Genomic DNA, 24,404 nt, shown 5'->3' on the forward strand with positions numbered 1-24,404 from the left:
AATGACAAATGACCACCATCTAGTGATTGGCTATGGGAATACACTGCGGCGGGATGACGGTGTCGGTCAAATTGTGGCAATGGAGGTGCAAGAATGGGGATGCTGTGGGGTGCGATCGCACTCCCTGCACCAACTGACTCCAGAATTGGCAGAACCCTTAGCCAGCGTGGATGGGGCTATCTTTGTGGATGCTTATCCGATCTCGGACGTTTCCCCAGAGAAAGCCTTGGTGCAAGTCATTTCCCTACAATCGGGGGATGCGGATACGGTTCCCTGCGGGCATCATTGTGATCCGCGATCGCTGTTAGCATTAGCCCAAGCCCTCTATGGTCATTCTCCTGCCGCTTGGCTGGTTACGATTCCCGCTGTTGACTTCGAGTTTGGCGAAACCCTCTCACCCATTGCCCAACAGGGAGTTACTGACGCCCTCATTCATATTCATCGCCTGTTGGCAATACCAGGGGAATCACCACCTCGATTATCATCAGGTTGCACTGAGATGGGGGTGTAGAGACGTGCCATGGCACGTCTGGGAGATAGGGGAGAGGGTGAGTTAATTCACGCGCCATACCCTCGAACTAACTGAAGGGTAAAACTTCAAATCCCCACCTTCCCCCCTCAGATGGCAGATTATCAGGGAGAACACTAGACTTCAGTCCGTTCAATGATGTGAATTTAACCGTAACGTTTCGAGTTGTCTTCCGACAAGCGCTTAAAAGGACAAAACAATGGTTAAGCCACTTAAACCAACCACCGATCCAGCTTACGATATTCTGCGTTCCGAACGTCAACCGCTGCACTCTTTCTTTACCCCCGATACCGTTGCTGTGATTGGGGCGACAGATAAAGAGGGAAGTGTGGGGCGAACCCTGCTGTGGAATTTAATGAGTAATCCCTTCGGGGGAACCATTTTTCCCGTGAATCCTAAACGCCATAGTGTCCTAGGGATTCCCGCCTATTCCAGCATTAAAGACATTCCCGATCCCGTGGATTTGGCGATCATCGCCATACCCGCCCCTCTAGTACCGGGCGTAGTCCAAGAATGTGTTGAGGTTGGCGTCAAAAGCGCGATTATTATTTCAGCCGGATTTAAAGAAATTGGTCCAAAGGGAGTTGAGTTAGAACAACAAATTCTGGAAACCGCCCGGGGCAAGTTGCGAATTATTGGTCCCAATTGCCTGGGTTTAATGAGTCCACGCACGGGGTTAAATGCTACCTTTGCCAGTACGATGGCGCGTCCGGGGAATTTGGCATTTATTAGTCAGAGTGGGGCATTATGTACCGCTGTCCTCGATTGGAGTTTCTGGGAAAATGTCGGTTTTAGTGCCTTTATTTCCATTGGTTCAATGATGGATGTGAGTTGGGGGGATTTGATTTACTATCTCGGTGATGATCCCCATACCCATAGCATCGTCATTTATATGGAATCCATTGGTGATGCCCGATCCTTCCTCTCCGCCGCGCGGGAAGTGGCATTAACCAAGCCGATTATTGTGATTAAAACTGGGCGCACCGAAGCTGCTGCGAAAGCCTCCGCCTCCCATACGGGGTCTTTAGCCGGAAGCGATAATGTCCTGGATGCCGCCTTCCGCCGTTGTGGGGTGGTGCGGGTGAATACCATCTCTGAACTGTTTGATATGGCGGAGGTGTGGGCAAAACAACCTCGTCGTCCCAAAGGACCTCGCTTAACCATTATTACCAATGCCGGGGGACCAGGGGTGTTAGCAACGGATGCCCTAATTAGTGCCGGGGGTGCATTGGCAGAACTCTCGGAGGGAACAGTCACTGCCCTTAACGAAATCCTGCCCCGCCATTGGAGTCATGGCAACCCCATTGATATTCTCGGTGATGCTGACCCCGATCGCTATACCAAAGCCCTAGATATTGCGGTTGAAGATCCCAATAGTGATGGCTTGTTGGTGATTCTCACGCCCCAAGCCATGACTGATCCCACCCAGATTGCCGAACAGTTAAAACCCTATGCCCAGAAAGCCGGGAAACCCGTGTTTGCCAGTTGGATGGGGGGATCAGAAACCAAAACTGGGGAAACCTTACTCAACCGTGCTAGCATTCCCACCTATCCCTACCCCGATGATGCGGCGCGGTTATTTAATTTAATGTGGCAGTACAGCTACAACCTGAGTGGAATCTACGAAACGCCGATTCTACCCTCATCCGAAGAAACCGGACCCGATCGCGCCCTTGCCCAAAAGATGATTGAAACGGCACGCAAGGCAGGACGGACGATTCTGACCGAGTTGGAATCGAAACAACTGCTCGCTGCCTATAATATCCCGATTGTGCATACAGGGGTGGCAAAAACGGAAGAGGATGCGGTGAATTGGGCAAATTCCCTGGGATACCCGGTGGTGTTGAAACTCTTCTCGGAAACGATTACCCATAAAACCGATGTAGGTGGGGTGCAGTTGAATCTCACCGATGACGATGCAGTGCGCTGGGCGTATAACACAATCAAATCCACGGTGACGGAGAAAGTCGGCGCTGAACATTTCCTGGGTGTTACGGTGCAGGAAATGGTGCGCCAGGATGGTGCCTATGAACTGATTGTTGGCAGCATCGTTGATCCGCAGTTTGGACCGGTGTTAGTGTTTGGGTCTGGGGGACAGTTAGTTGAGGTATTCAAGGATCGGGCGATCGCCCTACCGCCTCTGAATACTACCCTGGCGCGACGGATGATCGAACAGACGCAAATCTATAAGGCACTCAAAGGGGTGCGGGGACGTCAAGCCATTGATTTAGCCGAACTTGAGCAGATTATGGTTCGCTTTAGTCAGTTGGTGATTGAACAGCGTTGGATCAAAGAAATTGATATCAATCCCCTGCAAGCGTCTTCAGATCGACTCATTGCCCTAGATGCCCGGATTATCCTCCATGATCTCGATGTTGAGGAAAACCAACTGCCCAAAACCGCGATTTGTCCCTATCCTCGGCAGTATGTTACGCCATGGCAGCTTAATAATGGCACGCCCGTGACGATTCGTCCGATTCGTCCAGAGGATGAACCCTTAATCGTGCAATTCCACCAGACGCTATCGGAGGAAAGTGTCTATTTGCGTTACTTCAGCTTAATGAAGCTGAGTCGCCGGATTGCCCATGAACGGTTAACCCGCATCTGCTTTATCGACTATGATCGGGAAATGGCACTGGTGGCGGACTATAAAAATCCGCAAACTGGAGAACATGAAATCTTGGGCGTGGCGCGATTGAGCAAGATGCATGGGATTAATGAAGGGGAATTCGCCATGTTAATTAGTGACCCCTACCAGCGTCGCGGCTTAGGCACAGAATTACTGAAACGCATTATCCAAGTAGGGCGTCAAGAGAAACTCACTCGGATCACCGCTGATATTCTGGCAGAAAATGTGCCGATGCAGAAGGTAGCAGAAAAAGTGGGATTCCATCTCGAACGGGCGGGTACTGATTTAGTCAAAGCCGAGATTCGTTTGTAGTACTTGAGGTACAGCCTTAAGCAAGATCCCCGACTTCTCCCAGAAGTCGGGGATTTGTCTGTGGAAACCATTGCCCATTGCCTATTCCCTATTCCCTATTGCCTCTCCCCACCACCAGACTTATTCAGCAGCCCCTACTTAGTCACCTGAATCCTGATGATAAATTTGTTTAGAATTGAGATTGGTCTAAACTAGCTGAAAACGGAAGCGTTTTTCAATTATCACTGATTTCACTGCGCCTATTTGACCCCGACTCCATCCTGACACCCGACGTGCATAAGAGCGCGTCTGACAGCCAGAGCCACAAGTAGCTGTTCAACAGCGAATCCTATGACACTGTCTAATGCTGGTAGCGTTCTTGCTACATTGACTCAGTTAACCCAACTCAATCGCACAAGCGTCCTAACTCATCGAGTTAAAGACCTATCCCTTCCCGAATTTATTTGCTTACTGGATTTCATCACCGCTGAATTTCAGCAATTTCTGCGAGCGCTGGAAATGATTAACCATGAAGCGCTAGAAACCATGCTGGAGCAGGTGATGGAGGCGTTTACCCTGAAAATCGGTCAACTCCTGCAAGCCGAACGCACAACGATTTTCCTGGTTGATGGTGACAAAGATCAATTGTGGGCAAAAGTTCCTTCCGGTGAAGACAAGGCGACCAAGGAAATTCGCATTCCTCTAAATGTGGGTTTAGTCGGTCATGTAGCGACGACGGGCGAATCCCTGAATATCACCGAAGCCTATAATCACCCCCTCTTTAATCCCGAAGTTGACGAATCTCCCGGTTATCATACCAATTCACTGTTATGTATCCCCATTGTCAGCAGTAATAAAAAGATTGTCGCCGTCGTGCAGCTATTGAATAAAGCGGGGGGTGTACCCTTTGACGAAGAAGATGAACAGTGCTTCCGAGACTTTGCCGCGTCTATCGGCATTATCCTAGAAACCTGCCAATCTTTCTACATGGCAGCCCGTAACCAACGCGGTGCTGCGGCTTTGCTCAAGGCAACTCAGTACCTGGGTCAAAGTTTAGACCTAGAAGCCACACTGCGTCTAGTTATGGATCAAGCGCGGGAGTTAATGCAAGCTGACCGCTCTACCTTATTTATGCTTAGTAAAGATAATGGGGAACTGTGGAGTAAAGTCGCCACAGCAGATGGCAAAGAGATGATGGAAATCCGGATTTCGGCGAATCGAGGAATTGCCGGGTATGTGGCGTCTACGGGTCAACCCTTGAATATTGCTGATGCCTATAAAGACCCTCGCTTTGATCCAACAACGGACAAAAAAACCGGCTATGTCACCCGCAATATTCTCTGTATGCCCGTGTTTAACTCCGGGGGGGAATTAATTGGGGTGACGCAACTGATTAATAAAAATCAAGGCAGCTTCTCTACGTCCGATGAAGAGTTTATGCGGGCATTTAATATTCAAGCTGGAATTGCCTTGGAAAATGCCAAGCTGTTTGAGAATGTTCTGATTGAAAAACAATATCAAAAAGACATCCTGCAAAGCCTGTCTGATGCGGTAATCTCTACTGATATGCAGGGACGAATCGTCACGATTAATGATGCAGCGCTGGGTTTATTAGGGTGTCCTTTAGAGCAACTGAATAATCGCAACCGCAAGTTGTGGGAGGAAAAACTCACCCATCGTTACGTCTGGGAAGTTGTGCCGATTGAACATCTGCAAGTCCGGTTACAAGATAGTCTCACTACTGGAACGAAGCATTACCTTCCTGAACAAAATTTAATGGTCGGTCTATTTCAATGTCCCCTGGAGGAGATAGAACTGCCGAATAGTCCCCCCTATTTTCAATCCCAGGATGATACTCATATTTATCTCCTAGCCATTCCTCGAAGTGATGACCCCAAGACCTATAGTTTGTGGAATGAACCCCCGGATCAGTCTCAGTCTTCTCCCTACCTCTCTAAAACCCAAGTTCAACCGATTGAACGCAGTATTAATTTAACCGTCAATCCCTTAACCAATCCCCAAGGAACGGTGCGCGGCGGTTTAGTGGTTCTGGAAGATATTAGTCGTGAAAAACGGCTGAAAACCACCATGTATCGTTACATGACGCCAGAGGTAGCTGATGAAGTCTTGGCATTGGGTGAAGATGCATTGATGCAGGGAAGTAAAAAGGATGTCACGATTTTATTTTCCGATATTCGTGGGTATACAACCTTAACCGAAAACTTGGGCGCATCGGAAGTGGTATCCCTGCTGAATAAATACTTTGAAACCATGGTGGAATCAGTATTTGAGCATAAAGGAACCTTAGATAAATTTATTGGCGATGCGCTCATGGCAGTGTTTGGCGCTCCCTTGGCGTTAAAAGAAAATCATGGCTGGATGGCGGTACAATCGGCATTAGATATGCGTTGGCGTTTAGCCAAGTTTAACGAACCTCGGATGCGAAATCGCCAACCCTTGATTCATATTGGGATTGGCATTAGTTCGGGGGAAGTGGTGTCGGGTAATATTGGTTCTCACAAACGTATGGATTATACGGTTATCGGAGATGGTGTGAATCTTAGCGCTCGCTTAGAAAGTATTACGAAAGAGTATGGCTGCGATATTATTATTAGTGAGTACACCTATAACCTGTGTCGTCATAACGTTTGGGTGCGGGAATTAGATAAAATTCGGGTGAAGGGGAAAAACCAAGCGGTGAGCATTTATCATTTGATTCAAGATATCGACACGCCTCTTAATGATCAGACGCACCAATTTTTAGCTCTGTATGCCAAAGGGCGTCAGGCATACATGAATCGTGACTTTGCCAAGGCGATTATATATTTTGAAGAAGCGTATGAACTAGAACCCCATGACAAACCTGTTTTAATTCACATTGAACGGGCGAAACATTATCAGGATAATCCGCCTCCTGAGTATTGGGATGGCGTGCATACAATGACGCGGAAGTAATAAAATTGTCATTTGTCACACCCGACACCCGACACCCTATACCCGACACCCTATACCCAGTAGTACCTTCAAGTCCCTGTAAGCACCACCTGAACCCTGACTTGCCATCGCTTCTGCCCATTTGGGATCAACGATTTCTTCCTCTGGATTGAGTGTTATCTAAGTCGGTTATGAATAAAAATGCAGTCATCACAATCTCGTTGATGATTAGAGTTTGCATCTGCATTATTTCGCATCAGCGTGGGATTAGCCAAGGGCTTTTGGATAAATTAGAATTACGCCCGGAAACTGTAGGGGCGCAAAGACTTGCGCCCGATTCAATGATAAATCTATTCCACAATTTTAGCTGTGTCAGTCCATTATGGTGTAACTGCGTAAGTCCTGTGATGAAGAAAACCGTAATATGCAGGTAGGGGCGCAAGGCTTGCGCCCAGAAAATCCCTAACAGTTTATGACTAACGCACAACCGAATAACTTTCATACTCTGGAAACCGCAAAACGGCTAAATCTAACGCCAATATTAAACTTTTACCTGAAAATAAATGTTTGTAGAAAAGGCTAAAAAAAAGTCCTAAATTCGTCCAAGGGATAGGAGATTGAGGCGCAATTACAGCCGCTGCACCCGCCGCCAAAAAAGAATCGGCTAGTTGAGCGGAACTACAAGCACCACTAACCACTACCTTTCCCTGCCATTCTCTCATCAAGCTAATATCAAAATCGGTTAATATAACCTCTGGAACCCGTTCGCCAATAGTCTTCGCATTAGACCATTGCAAAATTAAGCCATCATTCGTTCCATGCATAGCCAAGTGAACGATATTAAAATCCGGCTTTTTCAAGTACAATCTAAATAAATCTTTATCCAGGATGGTCTTTTCCTGCCAAATCCCATCATTACTGTAAAGTTTGTAGTCTATCGCTTGTTTGGTAAAAAAGTGGGATAGGATTAAGGATTCAGTCTTCTTTTTAATTTCCGGACTACGACACACTTCAAAAATAGCAATTTTCATCAAACTCCTAAACTTGATCTAGAAATAAGGCATGCTAACGCTGTCCTTTGCGAACCATATTCAATCCATACAGGTACAGTTCAGCAACCGCATGGACTACTCTATTTCCGGTGGCAAGGGTGGTATCAAAGGTTCTAATTGAGTAATCAGCGTGGGAATATCGGAAGTCACTACAGACCAAAGCTGTTCTAGCTCAATATCATCATATTGATGAGCAATGATATTCCGTTGCCCGATAATAGCACTCCAGGGAATTTCTGGATGCGCTTGACGGAAATCTTCTGACATTCGTCTCGCCGCTTCACCGAGAATTTCTAACTGTCGCTCAACGGCACTCTGAAGCAAGATACTCTCTAAATAAGCTTCATAGGATAAACCAGCCGTAAAGTCTTGAAGACGACGTGCCGCCTGTAACATATCCCAAAGATAGCCAGCATCTCGATTATTTGGCAGCATAGATTACCTGTTTTGTGCTGAGTATTTCATAACGCCGGAAGGGATTACGTAAACAATCCTTTTGGACTAAATCAACCTCCCGCCTAAACATCGTTTTCAGTTCTTCTTTCATCTTAATGATGTCCCAAAGACTCCATTTAGCCTCCGGCGCAAAACTGACCAGTACATCCACATCACTATCGGGGCGAAAATCATCTCGTAAGATAGAACCAAATAGGGCAAACTCAGTAATTTGCCAGCGCTGGCAAAACCCAGCAATCTGTTCTCTTGATACCTCAACCTTTGGGCTAATTGTCGTCATCTTGTTTGTCCTAAGGGCTGAACGTTTAGATTCTATAGTAGAATGCTCCACTGCTCCAAGGCAGAGAGAGGGCAAAAAGAAATTACTTGAGGAAATAACCAGCTATGCTACAGTAACAAAAGACGCGCATTCCTACTGTTGCTATGTCCCTCTCCACCTCGGTTCCTATCATCTACCCCGAAAGTGACGGTCAATCCTTGGCAGACAATACTATCCAATTTCGCCTAATTGTCACGATTCAAGGTGGCATTGACGCACTATTTATTGACAATCCTAACGTCTTTGTGGCTGGAGATTTGTTCTGGTATCCGGTAGAAGGAGAACCTTGGATTAGACAAGCTCCTGATGTGATGGTGGTTATGGGACGCCCCAGGGGAGATAGGCGTTCTTACAAACAGTGGGAGGAAGAGAATATTCCTCCCCAAGTTGTCTTCGACGACTCAAAAATCGGGGAAATTACCAAGGAATACCAACCATGGTGAAACCTGCCCAATAATAGGGATGGGATAGTTCAGAATCATTCAGGTTTTTCAACTGTTGCGGTAGGCTTACGGTTATATCTGTTCCCACCAGTTGACCCGATTCAATCCGCACCTCTCCCCGCAGCATGGCAATTTGGGCTTGTTGCAGGGCTTTGGCTTTGATGGTAATTTCGTCTTTGCGTAGTTGGGAATAAAATCCCGTCATCAGGGCTAATGTGCCAGCATCGTTGACTTTCCAAAGACTGGCGAGGGCGGATTTGACCCCGGCTTGTACGGCTAAACCCGCAAATCCCATCTCGGCATTTTCATCGCCAACCGCCGTTTTACAGGCGCTGAGGGTTAAGAGTTCCACGGTGGGAGGGGCGTACCATTCGACGAGTCTGAGTTCCTCTAATCCTAGTTTCTCGTCCCACAGTTGGATGTAAGCGCCTTTACCGCCGTCTGGGGGAAAGTCGGCGTGGGTGGCGAGGTGAACGATACTATAGGGTTTTTGGCGGCGCTGAGTGCGGAGGTTATCGAGGGTAAAGTCTTGGTTTTGGAAGGATTCCCCTGTCCATAAGTTGCCGACAATAGTGGATAATTCTAGGGGAACAGAGGGTAAATTGTCTTGGGTGGAATTGGAAAAGTCGTCTCTTCCCATGGCTAAAACTTGAGCGTCTTTTAGGGTTTGATAACTGGTATCGGTGAGGCTGAAGTTGGGAACAAACCCGATACTGTAGTTTTCCACTAGAAATTGTTGTCCGTCGTGGAGGGCGGCGAGGGGAATTAGGCGTAATCCGGCATCCATGGAGAAGATGAGGGTATCGATTTCTAGGTGTTCGATTTCATTTTCTAGGGGAGCAAGTAGCCATTTGTAGAGGGTTTGAGCGGTGGGTAAGTAGGCGTGGCTGGTGTTATTGTTAATCGCGTGGTTGAATTTCTTTAATTCTTGCTCTAGTTTTTGGCGGTTGATATTGGGGATGGTTTTGGGGATGGGTGGGGTGTCGGGGGTGACTAAGACGAGTTGCAGTTGGTCGGGAAAGGCGCGAACATAGATAACCACGGCTCGTTGTCCGGTTTGACTTTCGATGGTTTTTAGGGTTTCGCGCAGATTTGCGGCGGTGATGTTTTTATCGGTGAGGTTTTCACCGAAGTAGTCTTCATATTGGTCTTCAAAGAGTTGGTCGATTTCAGCGACAATATCATCTTGTTGTTGTAGTATGGGGAGAGAATTGTTGACGTTTAGGGATAGAGTATGGGCTGGGTTGTGTGGAATTGTCCAATTGAAACTATAATCTCCGGTTACTGGATCTTGATTAATTTGAGTTTCAGCTCCTAAAATATCTCCAACTAAAAGGGCAAGCGATTCTAGTGGATTAGTCTGTGAACCAGAATCGGGATTTGTTTCAGAACTGAGATTTGAAATCGGATCAGGATTTAATCCCGAATCAGAAGGTTGAGGTAGAGGATTGGGATCAGGTGAGGGTGACGGTGATTTAGGAATGGATATAATTTGAATCTGATCTGCATCCTGTGTATGAGTAGAATAATATGCTTGAGTCGGCAAAATTGTATTCTCAGGTGTGGCATTTCCCCTGGTAATCGCGCCTTCAGTACCATTAGTATCCGCATTGCCAACAATAAATGGAGTAATGCCTTCTCCACCGTGACGGATAATAATGGTGCCACCGTCAGATCGTCCAGCAGTAGAAATACTTGTATTTATTTGATTTTGGTCTAAGAAAAAGTCAGTTGCTTGAAAGAAACTGGGAGTAGTGATCTCAACATCTCCTCCCTTGCCAATACCAAAACTCTGGGTATTGATTTGGCTTACTGTAATATTGCCACGGGCATTAAGAGTAATATCGCCGCCATCGCTAAACGCAGAGGAGTTGAGACTGTCTGTAGTAATGTGTCGGCTTCTGCTGGTGAGAGTAATTCCTCCTGGTGAGGTGATGCTGTTGGTAGTAATGTTATTGGTTGTAGTAATATCGACACCTAAAGGATTAGTAGTGGTGATATCACCTGTAACGAGCAAATTGTTTAGAGGTGTAGAGCTGCCAACAACATTATTAAACTCCACAGTACCAGAACCCGGTTTAAGACTCAGATTGTAATTACCATCAACTGTGTCTTTAAAGATGATGTTACCTCTATCTTCACTAGTAATCAATGCATTACCTGTTAAGTTAACTGGGCGGTTAAAAATGATAGTGTTGTTATTGGTTGCCACCTCTCCAGTAGTAATACTAATATTACCAGAAGCACTAAAATTCAGCGCTCCACCTTGGGCAGAGATTGAAAAAGCATTCACAGTACCTACAGCAAGATTGCCAGCAGCATCCAAGATGATATTACCGCCATTACCATTAGCAGAAGGAGCCACCAATGCACCTGCGGTGGTATCAATATTACCAGCACGGCTGTTCAAATCAATGCTGCCACTATTGGCATTAAAGCCACTCACAAGAATGGCGATATCAGAGGTATTTATATCATTAGCAGCTTTGAGAACTATGTTACCACCGTTATTGCCACCAATAGAGTTAAGAATTCCTGTAGTAGTATTAATACTACCACCACTGTTTAAGAAAATAGAGCCACCATCCAATTTGCCACTTGAATTAATATCGTTAGTGGTAATGTTACCATTGGCATCAAAGCGAATTATACCACCATTCCCATTGATGCTATTAGACTCTACACTGTCATTGCTAGTATCGATTGAACCACCACTGTCAAGAATAATATTTCCGCCATTTCCAATAGCTGTTGTTACCGTTCCACCAGTAATAATACTACCATTGGTTTGGAGTATAATATTGCCACCGTCGCCTTTAAGGTTAGATGCCTGTAGAGTGCCGGAGCTAGTTTGAATATTACCGTTATGACTAATTAATGTAATATTTACTCCTGTTGTAGTGGGCGAATTTGAGATGACAATAATATCGCCTGCAAAAATGTCTTGATCTGCATCAAATAGAATATTGCCAGCAGAACCACTATCAAGGTTAACAGAGTTTATACCTCCATTAGTGGTGTTTATAACGCCTACTTGACTTCTGAATTTAATATCTCCTGCTTTTCCATTTCCGTTAAAAACACGACTAATAACATCGCCAGTTCTAATATCACCAACTGCATCAAAAGTAATACTCCCCGCATTACCATTACCATCATGAACAGATCTTATTTCAGCTAGCCTAGTATCAATTTCGTTTCCACTAATGATTTCAATATTTCCTCCTGTTCCACTACTAGAACTTGCATCTGTAAATATGTTTCCAGCCTTAACACTACCGTTAAGAGAAGTCAGGTTAACATCTCTCCCATTTTGGAGACCAATAGTAATGATTCCTTTTACACTAATAGTGCCAGTCTCGCTAGTGATATCGACATTTCCTCCATTAAAACCAGTTGATTCTATAATATCACGAGTGGTGATATTACCTTCGGCAGAAAGCTTAATGTCGCCACCGCTACTAAGGTTATTAGAAGAAGATGCATAGAGCCGACCAGTATCGATTCGACCTGTTCGACTGATCAAGGTAATATTGCCACCATTGTTACCAATTGCACCACCACTTATAGCATTTATACTACCTGTAGTAATATTGCCCACCGCAGATATTATCACATCTCCACCCTCGGTACTCAGGGTGCCAGAATTTAAATTTCTAGTCACGCTAATATTGTTCCCACTGGTGAGGGAAACAACTCCAGAACCTGTTATTACTTGCTCAGCAGAGAGATTACCAGCCGCCTCAAGGCTTATATTTCCACCAAATCCAGGTCCTGGTCTCAGTTGTCCTTCTGTAGTGAGGCGACCTGCTATAAGATCTCCACCTAACGCCTCTAAAATAATCGCTCCACCTTTTGTCTGAATAATGTCGTTGGTATCAGCAAATACGATTCCACCTTCCGTTGAAGTGATTCTGAGGCTGCTAGTCGTCCAGTTCAGATCAACCAAATCAGCCGCAGTAATGCCAGCACCTGCTGTTCCAGTTACATCAGCAATAACTATATCTCCAGTTGCTTCTAAAACAACATTTCCAGCTACTCCTAGGTTCTTAATTGCTCCCCAGGATACAGTGTTAGCACCAATATTTGGATTGCTCTCTAATATAGCAGGAAGATTACTATCTTGAGTTCCACCAGCAGCCGCGTCAATAATCGTCAATGTAACTGGGTCAAGCAATACTGTACCAGCATTTCCGTTAGATGCGAATGTATCTGCATAACCATCAAAAATCAAAGACTCTTTCCCTGATACTTCAACAAAACCCCCATTTCCTAACTCGCTCCCTCCACGAGCGCTAATATTCCCATAAAATCCAGTTACTTCATCAGACCAGACAATAACACGACCGCCATCTCCATCAAGTAAACTGTCAGCATTAATCACCGAATCTCTGCTGACAAATGTGCGTAAGGCATTCGGAACCGTACCTTGTCCCTGATAATCGCCACCAATTCTTACAATCCCGCCACCGTCAGTACCAGAAACATTAATATTGGCATTAAAGAGTCCTACCTTATTACCTAAAACATTAATCTCACCGCCAATACGTGGTGAGGGCGCAAGGCTTTGCGCCCCTACATTAGATGTATCAAGAGTGCCAGAAGCGATCGCTATTCCTCCTTCATTTGGTATAGTCGCGCCAGACTCGGTTAACTGTACTGTATTATCGGGATTAACACTTAACCCTGTCTCCCCTGTTTCATCACTTCCCGTCAGCAACGTTGCTAAATCCAACGGCGCAACCGGAATCAACATCCCCTCACTATCCCGTGGCGGTGCTATTTCCAAACTCAATAATTGTCCCGGTTGACTAATCCTCACCAAACTTTCCCCCGGAACCGCCGCAACAGTAATATTTTCTCCTGGTGCAGCTAATTCCCCAGTGCTGATAACACTACCTCCCAGTAAGGTTAAATTATGCCCTTCTGTAACCGCCAAATTCCCCGCATTAATCACACTTCCCGGTTGCGTAAAATCAAAGGCAAAACCACTGGGATTTCCCACTAAATCCTGATACTCATTTCCATCAAACGCATTAAACCAATTCCCCTCACCAAAACCAATCCCTGTGGCTGTTGTCGCAGTAAAATCTGCCGGGACATTCAATTGAGCATTTGCGCCAAACACAATCCCCGCCGGATTCATGAGAAATAAATTAGAAGTGCCGCCAGTTACCTGAATCAACCCGTTAATAATTGAAGCATCACCGCCAACCACCCGCCCGAAAATATTCCTAATCTCAGGATTGGATAAAAAGTTAGCAATCTGACCCGAATCTAATCCAAATTCCTCAAAACTATGGAATAAATTTGTCCCATCTTCCGAAAGCGTGTTGCCTTCAATATTAAACTGATTGCCATCAATGGTAATCGTTGTCGCAGTTCCATCGGTTTCTGGCGTAATCGATTGGGCTTGCACCCATTCACCGCTAAAGGGTGTGAACAGAGCAATTGCCGCTATCCATCGGCTAATGGTTTTGATGGCTGAGTGGTTGTTTCTGAGTAAATGCGATACCTGATTTATAAACATAGTTTTCTCCTCTTTATGTAGAGACGTTGCATGCAACGTCTCTACAAGTTTATGATGTGAAAATTATCATTCATTGATTAAGTCCTCCAACGTAGTTTCTAACTGTTTCACCCGTTCCCCATCTCCTAACTGTTGATAGACATCCAAAGCCAAATTAAACGAACGCATCGCGGCATCATTTTGATCTAATGCCAACTGGGTTTGTGCCAACCCCTCTAATCCGGCGGCTTGTTCTTCTAAATCATTTGGATTGACTAACGCCACCGCTTTGGTATAGTAAGTATTAGCTTGGGGAACTAGCGCCAACTCATCTAAATAGAGTTCCCCTAAACGGCGATAAATCGGGGCTGATTCCACCCCACTAGCGACTAACTCTTCCAAAAGCGCGATCGCAGCGGCAATCAGGTGGTTCTCTGCATATAGCTGAACCTGTGCTAGGGCTTTGGCTGAGTCTTCCCAGTCTTGTTGGCTAATTTCGGCGGCTTTGTCGCGAACAATCTCAGCTTGAGCGTGATCGAGTACAGTAAAATGAAGTCCTCCCGGTCGAGACGGTTCGTCTAACGATGACGCCCCTGGGTTGGCTTGGATGATGGCTAAATATTCAACACCGGGATTCAGCGGTGACTCCCCCGGATAAGCTACTTGCGTCTCACTTACCTCAGTTGTCCAATTTGCCACCACCTCACCCTTCGGCGTCACTCCTTCTACGGTGACGGTGTAACTCGTCGCCCCCGGTACCGGATTCCAGCGTAGCGTCGGTTGCTGAGTCAGTAACGCCGTGCGACGGGGACTGATCAGGTAAGGGATAGGTGCATTACTCCAAGCAATTTTATCACCGCGATCGGGACAATCCACCAAATTGCTGTTACATTTATCCTCCTCAGTTTCCCTGGCGCAGCGATTCAACTGCTGTTCCCCCGCCGATACCACCCACTGGGTTGAATCCGCACAGTACACCAAAACCTGCGCCCCGTTTGTTGTCAGCAGTTGATCTCCAGGATACAGATAGGTTCCCGGACTTGGGGATAGAATACTACCATGCGATCGCTCTATCTGTACCTCACCTTTAATTTGAATAATTTGTCCATTGGCAAGTCTCCGGGATGTGGCTAAAGCGATACCCATTTTCCAACGTGGCGCTGTTAACCCAATCATCGCCAGTAAACTCAGACTCATTGCCATAAACTGTTGAGATTTCATCAATTTCCCCCGGTTTCTACACGTTGGTTTGCCCAACTAATACAGTCATGTTGTTCTGGAACCCGATGTTGTGAATACTTCAGTGTATTCTTCCAGGCTGTCAGCGCCGCTTGTTCTCTCCCCTTGGCGTCTAAAACTTGAGCCAAGAGACAGTGGGAATGTGGGCTATCGACTTCTAATTCAATCGCTTGGCGCAGATTTTTTTCCGCTGCGATTAAATTCTCTTCCTTTAATAATATCCAACCTAAATTTTTAAAGCAGGCGGCTTTGACGGCATCGTAGTCCGTCAATTGTAAACATTGATGAATCGCCGATAACGCTTCTCTATGGTTATCATCAATAATCTGCAAACGAGCCACTTGAGCATAGCCTTCTGGTAGTCCCCGTAGCGCTGCCTGTTGGTATCCTTGAAAGGCACAATTCACATCATTTAGGTCTTTATCACACAAATAGCCTAAATTATAGTGAGGATTGGCATAACTAGGATTAAACCAGGTGGCGGTGCGGTAGTAAATTTGAGCTTGCCAAAGCTGCCCGTTTTGGTGCTTTTCTACTCCCAATTGATCCAGAGACGTTGCTATCCAATCTCCGGCTAAAACATAGCTGCTGATACAGCCAAATACGAAAATTGGGGTAAACTTAATTAACCCGTTTAAAGCCGGACGGAATAATCGAAATCTGGGAGTAATAGCCGCACCAGAAACCCGACTCGGCAACTGCCCAGAACCCCGCAATTCCGGTAACGTTAGGGGTATCACCGCCGGATGCTGACAAATCACAGGCAACCAACTCGCCCCCGGAAATCGATCCTCTAACCCTTTCAATCGTTGCCGCGCCTGTCGTACTGCTAAATGCAAGGGTTCTCCCCAAGCAAATTCGCGCAAAAAATACTGTAAAAACGCTTGAGCCACAGCATCAACAACGGGTTCCCGCATGGCAATAGTTGGCGGTAAAGGAATCCGGGCGGCAGCTAAATCTCGCACCAATCCCAACCCATCACAGGAGTTAAAAATAACCAACTGTAATCCCCGCTCAATTGCCCGACTCAGGGCTTCTTGTAACTCATAAATGGTTAAACTATTATGCTGTGTATTTTGATTAATAAAAATCCGTCCATTTTGGGCATTCTCATCACTCCCGCTATGTCCAGCAAAGACTAAAATATCCCACCCGGCTTGCCACAGTTGATCATTCAACTCCTCCCGTTCCGGTTCCACCAACAACTTCGCCTCTACCCCCGGTAACTGTCGCTTCAGCAGACGCCAATCTTTCTTCACATTAAGTCCGCGACTATCCCCCAAAATAACTAACAATTTCACCGCCGCACCCGCAGGCTTCAACCGTTGCCGAATTGGGGCAGGATAGTTAGAACTACTCAAACAAATTTCCGCATAAGGGAAATCCTGTTTTGCCAAGTTCCAGAGATGCCAAGGGAGTCGCCATACCTGATCATTATCACTTTCAACAATAATCTGAACCCGTTGACTCGGACTTAATTGAGTTCTCAGTTGCGACTCAATCCCCTGAAATCCCGCCGCCGCCAACCACCCATTAAAACTCGTTTCTAACCGCTGACTAATCTCACCAAACGCCCCATCAGAAATATTAGTAATCCCAGAGGGAGCAACTTCGATAGGGGAACGTTTATTCTGGCGATAAAGTAACTGATAAAGGAGTCGCCAATTGGTGTACAGTTGCGGAATTTCCGGTGCTGGCGGCAACGAACCACTCATTTGCATCCCCAGATTCCCCGGTTGTCCCAACCGCGCCGTAACTGAAGGAAATCCCTGATTAAAATCCCCTTGTCCTAAATTTAAGACGACTAACTCACTCATGGCGATAATGGGGGCAACAATCAGACAACAAAGGATTCAGTAATACTCACGTCACCCAGAATTAGTTGTAAACTAAAATGGGTTCCCGGTTCAACTTTAAACGGTCGCAATTGAATACAGATATCTTGACCTCTCGATTCCACTTCCTGGAGAACCTCTCCCGGATCAGACTGTAAAATAAGTTTCAGGTGAGGAGATAAATACGCCTCCCCCATTGCCGGATAAACTTGCACAACTAAACTAATTCTGCCATCCGTTTCCTGGGTTAATGCCACCAGCAGGGCAATCATTTTAGTTCCCAATTGTAGCCCCAAATCCAGCAACTTCGCCCGCATCACATCAGCTTCTGGCAGCAATTGCAGTCCCCGTTGTCCTCTAGGAGTTGTCGAGACTAACCCACCCCGGAATTGAGGTTGAAGATTAGGTTTACCCCCCAATACCTGTTCAATCGCCTGCCATCCCTGATCAAAAATCTGCCCAAACCATTGACCCAAATTCAACCGAGAATCCCGGCGCTGGGGGGATGCAGTATTGGTGGTTGTTTCCAGTAGGGATGTTGCATCTTGCCAATCGGTTTCAAAGACATTTTCTAACCACTGACTCAGGCGAACTTGGGCTTGTGTCAGACTGTCCAGATAATCGAATAAAGCATCCACAGATTCCAGTTGATGCCAGAATAACTCACCCGTTCCCGCCGTTTTAGTAAATCCCAGCAGCGTGGCTTTTTTTGTCTGTTGATTAATATCTACGACAACATAACCAATGCGTTCATCCTGCACTTCTAGGGGAATCGGGCAGAGTGGCACAGTGGAGGATTGAATCGGTGTCTCCAAGTCTTTAATTATTTCTGAGAGAACCGGGCGACATTCCAATTTTCCCAATCCCGTCACCATCAAATCAGCCACATCCTCACACATCCGCACCACAGGATTCCAGCTATCGCTTTGCTGCAAATTGGTGTCAATCCCCATTAATTGTAAATAGTCATGCACCGCCTGTACTGCCAGGGTATTCAGATAAACCTGTTCCGATTTTTGCGGATGGGGAATTGCCGCCGCAAATTGTTCAGCCGTCTGAATGGCTTTGCGGGTAATTGGCATAGGTAAGACTGTTTCATTGAGCATTTGTAGGTTAGCCATAATAGGTTACACTCCGTCCCCGAATTCCGGGACTAGAAATAAACTGAACTCTTTTAGTACAAGAAGGCAGAAGTCCGAAGGCAGAGGGCAGAAGGCTATAAGGAACATAATGTAGCTGCTTTTAAGGAGTTTGTTAACTGGTTAGTTATTTCTGCCGCGATGCATTTAGGATGTCTAAACATAAAAATTCAGACCAATTAATTGCGAATTGTAAATTCCCTGTTCCCTGTTCCCTGTTCCCTGTTCCCTACAAAATTACAAATACCCCTGAGATTTGCCAAATTTTCGCAAACGAGGGCGGCATTGTTTTTTGTAAAAGCCAGCCAAAGTTGGCAGGGAACAATTAAACTCATCGGCTAGGGTTTTCCAACTGGTTTCTGGCGGTAAGCGACGCAGAATTAACACTTGACAGGTTATATCCGGACGTCCTTTAATATGAACGCCACTTAACTCCCCCTCCGGATCAGTTTCCGCCCAATGGCGGGTTTCTTCTAGAATGGGGGGAATATCAGGTTTAGCCGCTATATTTTCGATAAAATTAAGGGTTTCCTGTTCATCGGATGGTTGGGGAAAGGTTCGGCTTTTCTTCTCCGCTTCCGCCTGCGATCGCAAATCTTGCAGCCGCCGCTTGAGATACCAATTCAACCAAGTCGTAACACTCCCGCGACTGGGGTCATATTGCCCGCCTCTCGGGGCTTCGCAGAGATTCCGGCACAGATGTTGCCACATCATTTGCAGCGCATCTTCATAGTAAGGCGTGTATTTCCGCCACAGCTTACCGGATTCGTCAATCAGTCGAATTAGCTGACTTAACCCTTTTCGTCGCTGGCTGCTATTCGGGGGATGCTTGCAGGTTTCCTGAACAAGCTGACTCATTTGTTCCTCGATAGTCTGACGATGACTCGACTCTAAATCCCCAGGTTGGTTGTCGGGTAAGCGGTTATCAGACGTTGACGGGTTGAACTCTTCAGTCATAACGCGCCTCATGATTCGATGCAAACCTGTCCCTACTCTTAGTTATCCCTGAGAATTGGAAATTTTTTGTCGAATCCTCAAATTTTTGGGTCTTAGTGTGAAGTTTTGTAAAAAAAACTGCCTATAGACAAAAAAGATAGACCCAGTAAATGACAGGTAAACAGAAGGATTTAATAATGCTATGAACCGTTTAGATGTAGCGACAAGCAAACAGACAGCCACTCAACCGTCTCCAGCATCCAGCACCAAGGCGCGATCGCACAATGGTGTTTTTCGATGGCTGACGAGTTTTTGGAATGGTTTATTCGGCTCAAAATCACCCCCTCATAATCAATCCCTGGTTGACAAGTCTCCCGTATTGCTACAAGCGTTTATCCTCGAACCCATGTACACCCCCAGTGGTTTAGTGGATGGCATTGATGATACACCCGACTTAGCGACAATGGATATTGATACCCCTGAACTCCCAGAATTGGGGGAGGAGTGGGATATCTCTGATGGGGACACTCAAACGTTTAGCGATACTGATGGAGATGTCGATGTAACCCCAGAAGGTACGGCTGATAGCAGTGCCGAAACAACGCCAGAGACGCCACTGTTAACGGATCAACTCGAAGACATTCCCTTTATCAATCCCACCTTTGAGTCTGGCACATTCACCGTCGGCGAAACTGGGGAGGTGAGTATTGATTTCCTCTTTGATGGGGGTAGCTATCAGGGGGAATTAGCTATCTTTAGTTTAGAAGGAATGGATGAATTTGAACCGGGTTCTGAAGAATTTATCCAAGAAGCCGCCTCTCGTGCATTGAGTGATTCAGAATTAGGTCATATTGCCATTGCAGATCAAACAGAAGGCGCACGGTTTTCTGGTGAACTTGGAGAAGCGGATAACAATGCTGGCGACTATTTGGGTGTAAAAACAGTCCAAATGCGTCCAGGAGATGAATTTGGCGTAATGCTAGTACCTAATGGTACGGTGCAGCAAGTATTTGATAACCCGGATGCGGGGGGTACAATCCGTCCTCTATTTTCCATGGCAACGGCGAATCCAGAAGATGCCTTCCATACTGGACAAATCGCCGATGTCACGGGCGATGGTAGCACATTTGTCATGGAAGACTTGCGCGTAGATGCTGATTGGAATGACCAGGATTATAACGATATTGTTTTCCAAGTGCGGGGGGCGACAGGTAACGCGGCGTTGATGGATGATGTGGTTGACCCCAATCACGATTGGCGCGGTACGGATATGGGTGAAGCGTTGATTGAATATGCCAGACCTTATATTACTCCAGATACCCCTGATGAGGGTGGACTATTAACCGATGAGGGTGAAATCGTTACCGAACCCACGACTGATGAATCAACGGATGTTGTTATCGATGAACCTGTTAACAATAGTGAAATCGTCACCGAACCCATAACAGATTCTGAACTGGCTGAACCTGTCCAGAATGAGTTTCCTCCAGAAAATCAGCCGTTAGTGGGCATTATTGATACAGGCTTCAGTGACAATAATCCTGATATTGACTATAGCCGAATTAGTTTAGGGCAAGACCGGATTGATGGCGATAATAACCCTCTAATGGAAGCTGGTGAGGGGAATGAACATGGCACCCATGTGTTAGGAATTATTGGGGCAACTCAAGATAATGATATTGGCATTGAAGGGATTAACGATGATGCGCCGCTTTGGGTTGGGCGTGCGGTTGGTTCTGGCAAGTGGGCAGAATCATTAGTTGAATTTGTTGATGCGGCGCAAGAATCGGGACAACCCAATGCGGTGGTTAATCTGAGTATGGATTTAACCCAAATTGATGCAGATGGAAACGTTACCACTCGTTATGAATTTACGCCTGTAGAAATGGCAGCGTTAGAATATGCTCGCCAAAATAATGTTTTAGTGGCAGTTGCTGCTGGAAATGACGGCGGAGTTATGTCTGCTTTAGGACAAGCATCCCAACAATTCGATAACATCATTACCGTTGGTTCTGCCGAACAAATTGATGGTGAAACCTCAGCTTGGAAAGGGTTTGACCGTGCTGATTATTCAAGTTACGGCAACGGTTTGGATATTGTTGCTGATAGCGGCACCTTAGAAGATCCAGTTTTGTCTACTGTAGGAAATCATCTGGGCGCAATGGATGGAACCTCGGTGGCAACGGCTCAAGTTACAGGATCAGTCTCTCAAGTTTGGGCAGCGAACCCTGAGTTAAGCTACCGTCAAGTGATTGACATTCTCAAATCAACAGCGACTGATCTCAAAACCGCAAATCCTGATTTAGAAACCGGGTCAGGCTTACTAAACATGGCGGCAGCAATTCATCTGGCTAAGGCGACAAAACCCGAAGAATACAATCCCGATTTACAAGTTGTTCCGATTAATTGGAGGGGTGACGGAAAAGTAACTCCACTGGAACGGGCGGTGCGTGATCGTTATGAAATGAAAGCCGACGACACCCTTTGGGGAATTGCTCAACGGGAGTTAGGGAATGGAAATCGTTGGACAGAAATTACCAAAGATGCAGCCGGAAATGTACCCTTTACCAGTGAGGAAGCAACACAATTACCTGTAGGACAAGTGGTTTATATACCGGGGGATGACCCCAATCCGCAACCCGAACCTGAACCTGAACCGGAACCACAACCGGAACCTGAACCGGAACCTCAACCCAATCCAGAGCAAGTCAAACAAGCCGCCTTAACTAATTTCTTGAAGGTATTTGGCACATCAGGGAGTGCGTCTTGGCAAAACTTCCTCAAACAAATATTTGAGAAGTTCTATAAGAATCCCGATGAAACACTAAATTCTCAAGCACCGCAATCAGGAACAGGGACTTCTTCAACACCTAAACCTCAACCTACGCCGACTCAAAATGCAACAACTCTAGCTGGGAAGAAAATTATCTTAGATCCCGGACATGGAATCACTAACACTGGATTTGATCCCGGTGCGGGTGGTAATGGCACAAATGAAGCTGTCGAAAACCTACATCAGGCTAAGGTTGTTGCTGAGCATTTACGAGAACTTGGTGTCGAGGTAAAAGTGTTAGATGAACGCTTATCTCTGCCACAAATTGGTCAACGGGCGGCGGGACATGATATTTTTGTCTCGTTACACCAAAATGCATTCAACAATAATGCTCAAGGGCATGAAGTATTTTCCCATCCAAACGCTCCAGCTAAAGATGCTGAACTCGCCAAAGCGATTAATAGTGAGTTAGATGCAATTTTCCCAGACAGCATCATTCCTAATCGAGGGGTGAAGACAGCAGATTTTTCTGTTCTGCGTAATGCGCCAACGAATGTTCCCGCTGTTCTGGTTGAATCTTTATTTATCGATGCAGCCGGAATGAGCCGTGCCAATGTGGAGAAAGCTGCTCATGCTGTAGCGCGTGGGATTGAGAAATTCTTGACAGGTAATGCCACAGGTTCTACACCTCCACCGAGTAAGCCTGCACCTACACCAAAACCGAATCCATCTCCCACAAAATCGGGTGTCGTGAATTCTAAGGTAGGCTCTATATCGTTGAATTTCCGTGCTGATTCTTATGTGGGTGCAACGATTATTGGGTCACTCTCCAAGGGAACATCTCTGAAGATTTTGAAACCAGTTACGGGAGGAGGCTACACGACACCGACGGGGAATTCTCGGAATGATTGGTATCAGGTAGAAGTTAACGGGAAAAAAGGATATGTCGCGGCTTACTATGTTGATGTAACCTCTGACAATTCGTCACCGAGTCAACCTTCAGGGTTCCATGCAGAATCTTTCTCTGGCTGGGTTGGTCCTTCTATTGGAGTCGCGCTTCGCAATAGTCCGAAGCATTCAGATCGGAGTGGTTTAGCGGAACCTTATAAAAAGACACTCCACTTTGACGGATGGAAGTATGGAGAGTCTGTAACTGACATCTGGACAGGTAAATCTGATGCGCTGTGGTATCGTTACTGGCGTAATGGGAAGGCTTATTGGGTTCCCAGTGCTTACATTTTTGGCTATCCCAAATCTAAACCGCCAATTCAACCTGGGGGAAATCCGGGTGGTGGAACGACAAGCAAACCAGGACATGTTAATTCCAGTATCGGTCTGAATTTCCGTCGTAGCCCTTCTTTGAGTGGAGCGAGGATTAGTACGTTGCCAAATGGAACTAATTTAACCATTCTGGAAACAGTTTCTGGGGATGCTTACCAGCCGGATAATCGGACAGATTGGTATAAGGTTAAAGTTGGCGATACTGTTGGTTACGTTGCTGCTTATTATGTGAAGGAAGGGAGTAGTAATGGTGGCGGCGGAAATAGTGCATGGCAAAATCCTTTAGATTCAGGAACATATACCGTTCTTCCAGGCGGTGAATTTGGTGCGCGAGGTGGATCTCACTATGGGATTGATTTATCAACGTGGCACAGTAATCCCTATGTTCCTGTGAAAGCGGCAAAACCTGGTAAAGTCGTTGAAATTGGATACCATCCCCATGGATGGGGGCATTTTGTAAGAATTAATCATGGTAATGAGTTTCAAACTATTTATGCTCACCTTTCTCGTATCGATGTAAGCACAAATCAGATAGTAGCTGGAGGTCAGCAGATTGGAAAAGTGGGGAGTACAGGAAACTCATCGGGACCTCATTTACATTTCGAGACTCGTGTCTCTCCATTCCGTTGGAAAACTGATAATCGGAATCCACGTAATTACATCAACTTTTAGCGATGTAATTGGGGAAATTTCATTGATAGTGATCGCACTTTCTCTATCCCCACCCTGCGATCGCCTAAAACACACACCCCCATTTTCAGCTAGGGCGGGTTTTGTTGAAAAGTTATCACAAACATTAAAATTAAACGGCTCGCGCCCGTCCCTACAAATACCTGGACTCCCACGCGATCGCACCTTCTCTATCCCCACCCTGCGATCGCGTCTTCCCTTTCCCCAGATAGCCCCGATAATTGTGTGATCGCCTGAAACACGGTAGGATAGCACCGACGTGCGCCCTGATCTAGCTGTGAACTTAGGAGCTATCAACCGCCCAAAATATATACAATATAACCCTGTAGACTCAATCGTTTACAGGGCT

At 46.1% G+C, this 24,404-nt stretch carries 12 protein-coding genes and 1 pseudogene; 5 read left to right on the forward strand and 8 right to left on the reverse strand.

Features of this window, described 5'->3' with window-relative positions; genetic code table 11:
• Position 1 precedes the first annotated feature (1 nt).
• From RIE73_RS12400 to RIE73_RS12410, 3 genes are all read left to right on the forward strand, one after another.
• Positions 2-511, forward strand: coding sequence for a hydrogenase maturation protease (locus RIE73_RS12400; protein ID WP_446401462.1), 510 nt, complete (start codon positions 2-4; stop codon positions 509-511).
• Positions 512-728: 217 nt separating this feature from the next.
• Positions 729-3,470, forward strand: a complete 2,742-nt coding sequence (locus tag RIE73_RS12405; RefSeq protein WP_446401463.1) for a bifunctional acetate--CoA ligase family protein/GNAT family N-acetyltransferase — start codon at positions 729-731, stop codon at positions 3,468-3,470.
• Positions 3,471-3,800: 330 nt separating this feature from the next.
• The gene (locus tag RIE73_RS12410; protein ID WP_446401464.1) at positions 3,801-6,404 is read left to right on the forward strand and encodes a GAF domain-containing protein; all 2,604 of its coding nucleotides are present in this window, start codon (positions 3,801-3,803) and stop codon (positions 6,402-6,404) included.
• A 455-nt stretch (positions 6,405-6,859) separates the two neighbouring features.
• Here the strand turns inward: RIE73_RS12410 and RIE73_RS12415 are convergent, their stop codons facing one another.
• The 3 genes from RIE73_RS12415 to RIE73_RS12425 all read right to left on the reverse strand — a co-directional run bounded on the left by RIE73_RS12415 (position 6,860) and on the right by RIE73_RS12425 (position 8,171).
• Positions 6,860-7,414: a CHAT domain-containing protein gene (locus RIE73_RS12415; RefSeq protein WP_446401465.1), complete on the reverse strand. Its 555-nt coding sequence runs from the start codon at positions 7,412-7,414 to the stop codon at positions 6,860-6,862.
• A gap of 96 nt (positions 7,415-7,510) precedes the next feature.
• Complete coding sequence (locus RIE73_RS12420) at positions 7,511-7,870, reverse strand: HepT-like ribonuclease domain-containing protein (protein ID WP_446401466.1); 360 nt, start codon at positions 7,868-7,870, stop codon at positions 7,511-7,513.
• Positions 7,857-8,171 carry a nucleotidyltransferase family protein gene (locus RIE73_RS12425; protein ID WP_446401467.1) on the reverse strand — a complete coding sequence of 105 codons (315 nt, stop codon included), beginning with the start codon at positions 8,169-8,171 and terminating at the stop codon, positions 7,857-7,859. Before RIE73_RS12425 ends, RIE73_RS12420 begins: the two co-directional genes overlap by 14 nt.
• A 143-nt stretch (positions 8,172-8,314) precedes the next feature.
• Here RIE73_RS12425 and RIE73_RS12430 point away from each other — a divergent pair.
• Positions 8,315-8,638 (forward strand): annotated as a pseudogene (locus RIE73_RS12430) (Uma2 family endonuclease); the annotation flags it as partial.
• On the opposite strand, the gene RIE73_RS12435 reads toward RIE73_RS12430, so the two are convergent.
• The 5 genes from RIE73_RS12435 to RIE73_RS12455 all read right to left on the reverse strand — a co-directional run bounded on the left by RIE73_RS12435 (position 8,628) and on the right by RIE73_RS12455 (position 19,332).
• Positions 8,628-14,183, reverse strand: a complete 5,556-nt coding sequence (locus tag RIE73_RS12435; RefSeq protein WP_446401468.1) for a CHAT domain-containing protein — start codon at positions 14,181-14,183, stop codon at positions 8,628-8,630. The pseudogene RIE73_RS12430 and the gene RIE73_RS12435 sit on opposite strands and share 11 nt — an antisense overlap.
• A 66-nt stretch (positions 14,184-14,249) precedes the next feature.
• Positions 14,250-15,383 (reverse strand): hypothetical protein, encoded by a 1,134-nt coding sequence (locus tag RIE73_RS12440; RefSeq protein WP_446401469.1) that lies wholly within the window; start codon positions 15,381-15,383, stop codon positions 14,250-14,252.
• Complete coding sequence (locus tag RIE73_RS12445) at positions 15,383-17,218, reverse strand: CHAT domain-containing tetratricopeptide repeat protein (protein ID WP_446401470.1); 1,836 nt, start codon at positions 17,216-17,218, stop codon at positions 15,383-15,385. The genes RIE73_RS12440 and RIE73_RS12445 overlap by 1 nt, the downstream gene beginning before the upstream one ends.
• A gap of 20 nt (positions 17,219-17,238) precedes the next feature.
• Positions 17,239-18,357 (reverse strand): DUF1822 family protein, encoded by a 1,119-nt coding sequence (locus RIE73_RS12450; RefSeq protein WP_446401471.1) that lies wholly within the window; start codon positions 18,355-18,357, stop codon positions 17,239-17,241.
• A 255-nt stretch (positions 18,358-18,612) separates the two neighbouring features.
• Complete coding sequence (locus RIE73_RS12455) at positions 18,613-19,332, reverse strand: sigma-70 family RNA polymerase sigma factor (protein ID WP_446401472.1); 720 nt, start codon at positions 19,330-19,332, stop codon at positions 18,613-18,615.
• Between the two features lie 181 nt (positions 19,333-19,513).
• On the opposite strand from RIE73_RS12455, the gene RIE73_RS12460 reads away from it, so the two are divergent.
• On the forward strand, positions 19,514-24,037 hold the full coding sequence (locus RIE73_RS12460; RefSeq protein WP_446401473.1) for a S8 family serine peptidase: 4,524 nt from the start codon (positions 19,514-19,516) through the stop codon (positions 24,035-24,037).
• Positions 24,038-24,404 lie beyond the last annotated feature (367 nt).

It is taken from the genome of Coleofasciculus sp. C1-SOL-03 (assembly GCF_040220555.1).
Taxonomy (GTDB): Bacteria; Cyanobacteriota; Cyanobacteriia; order Cyanobacteriales; family Coleofasciculaceae; genus Coleofasciculus.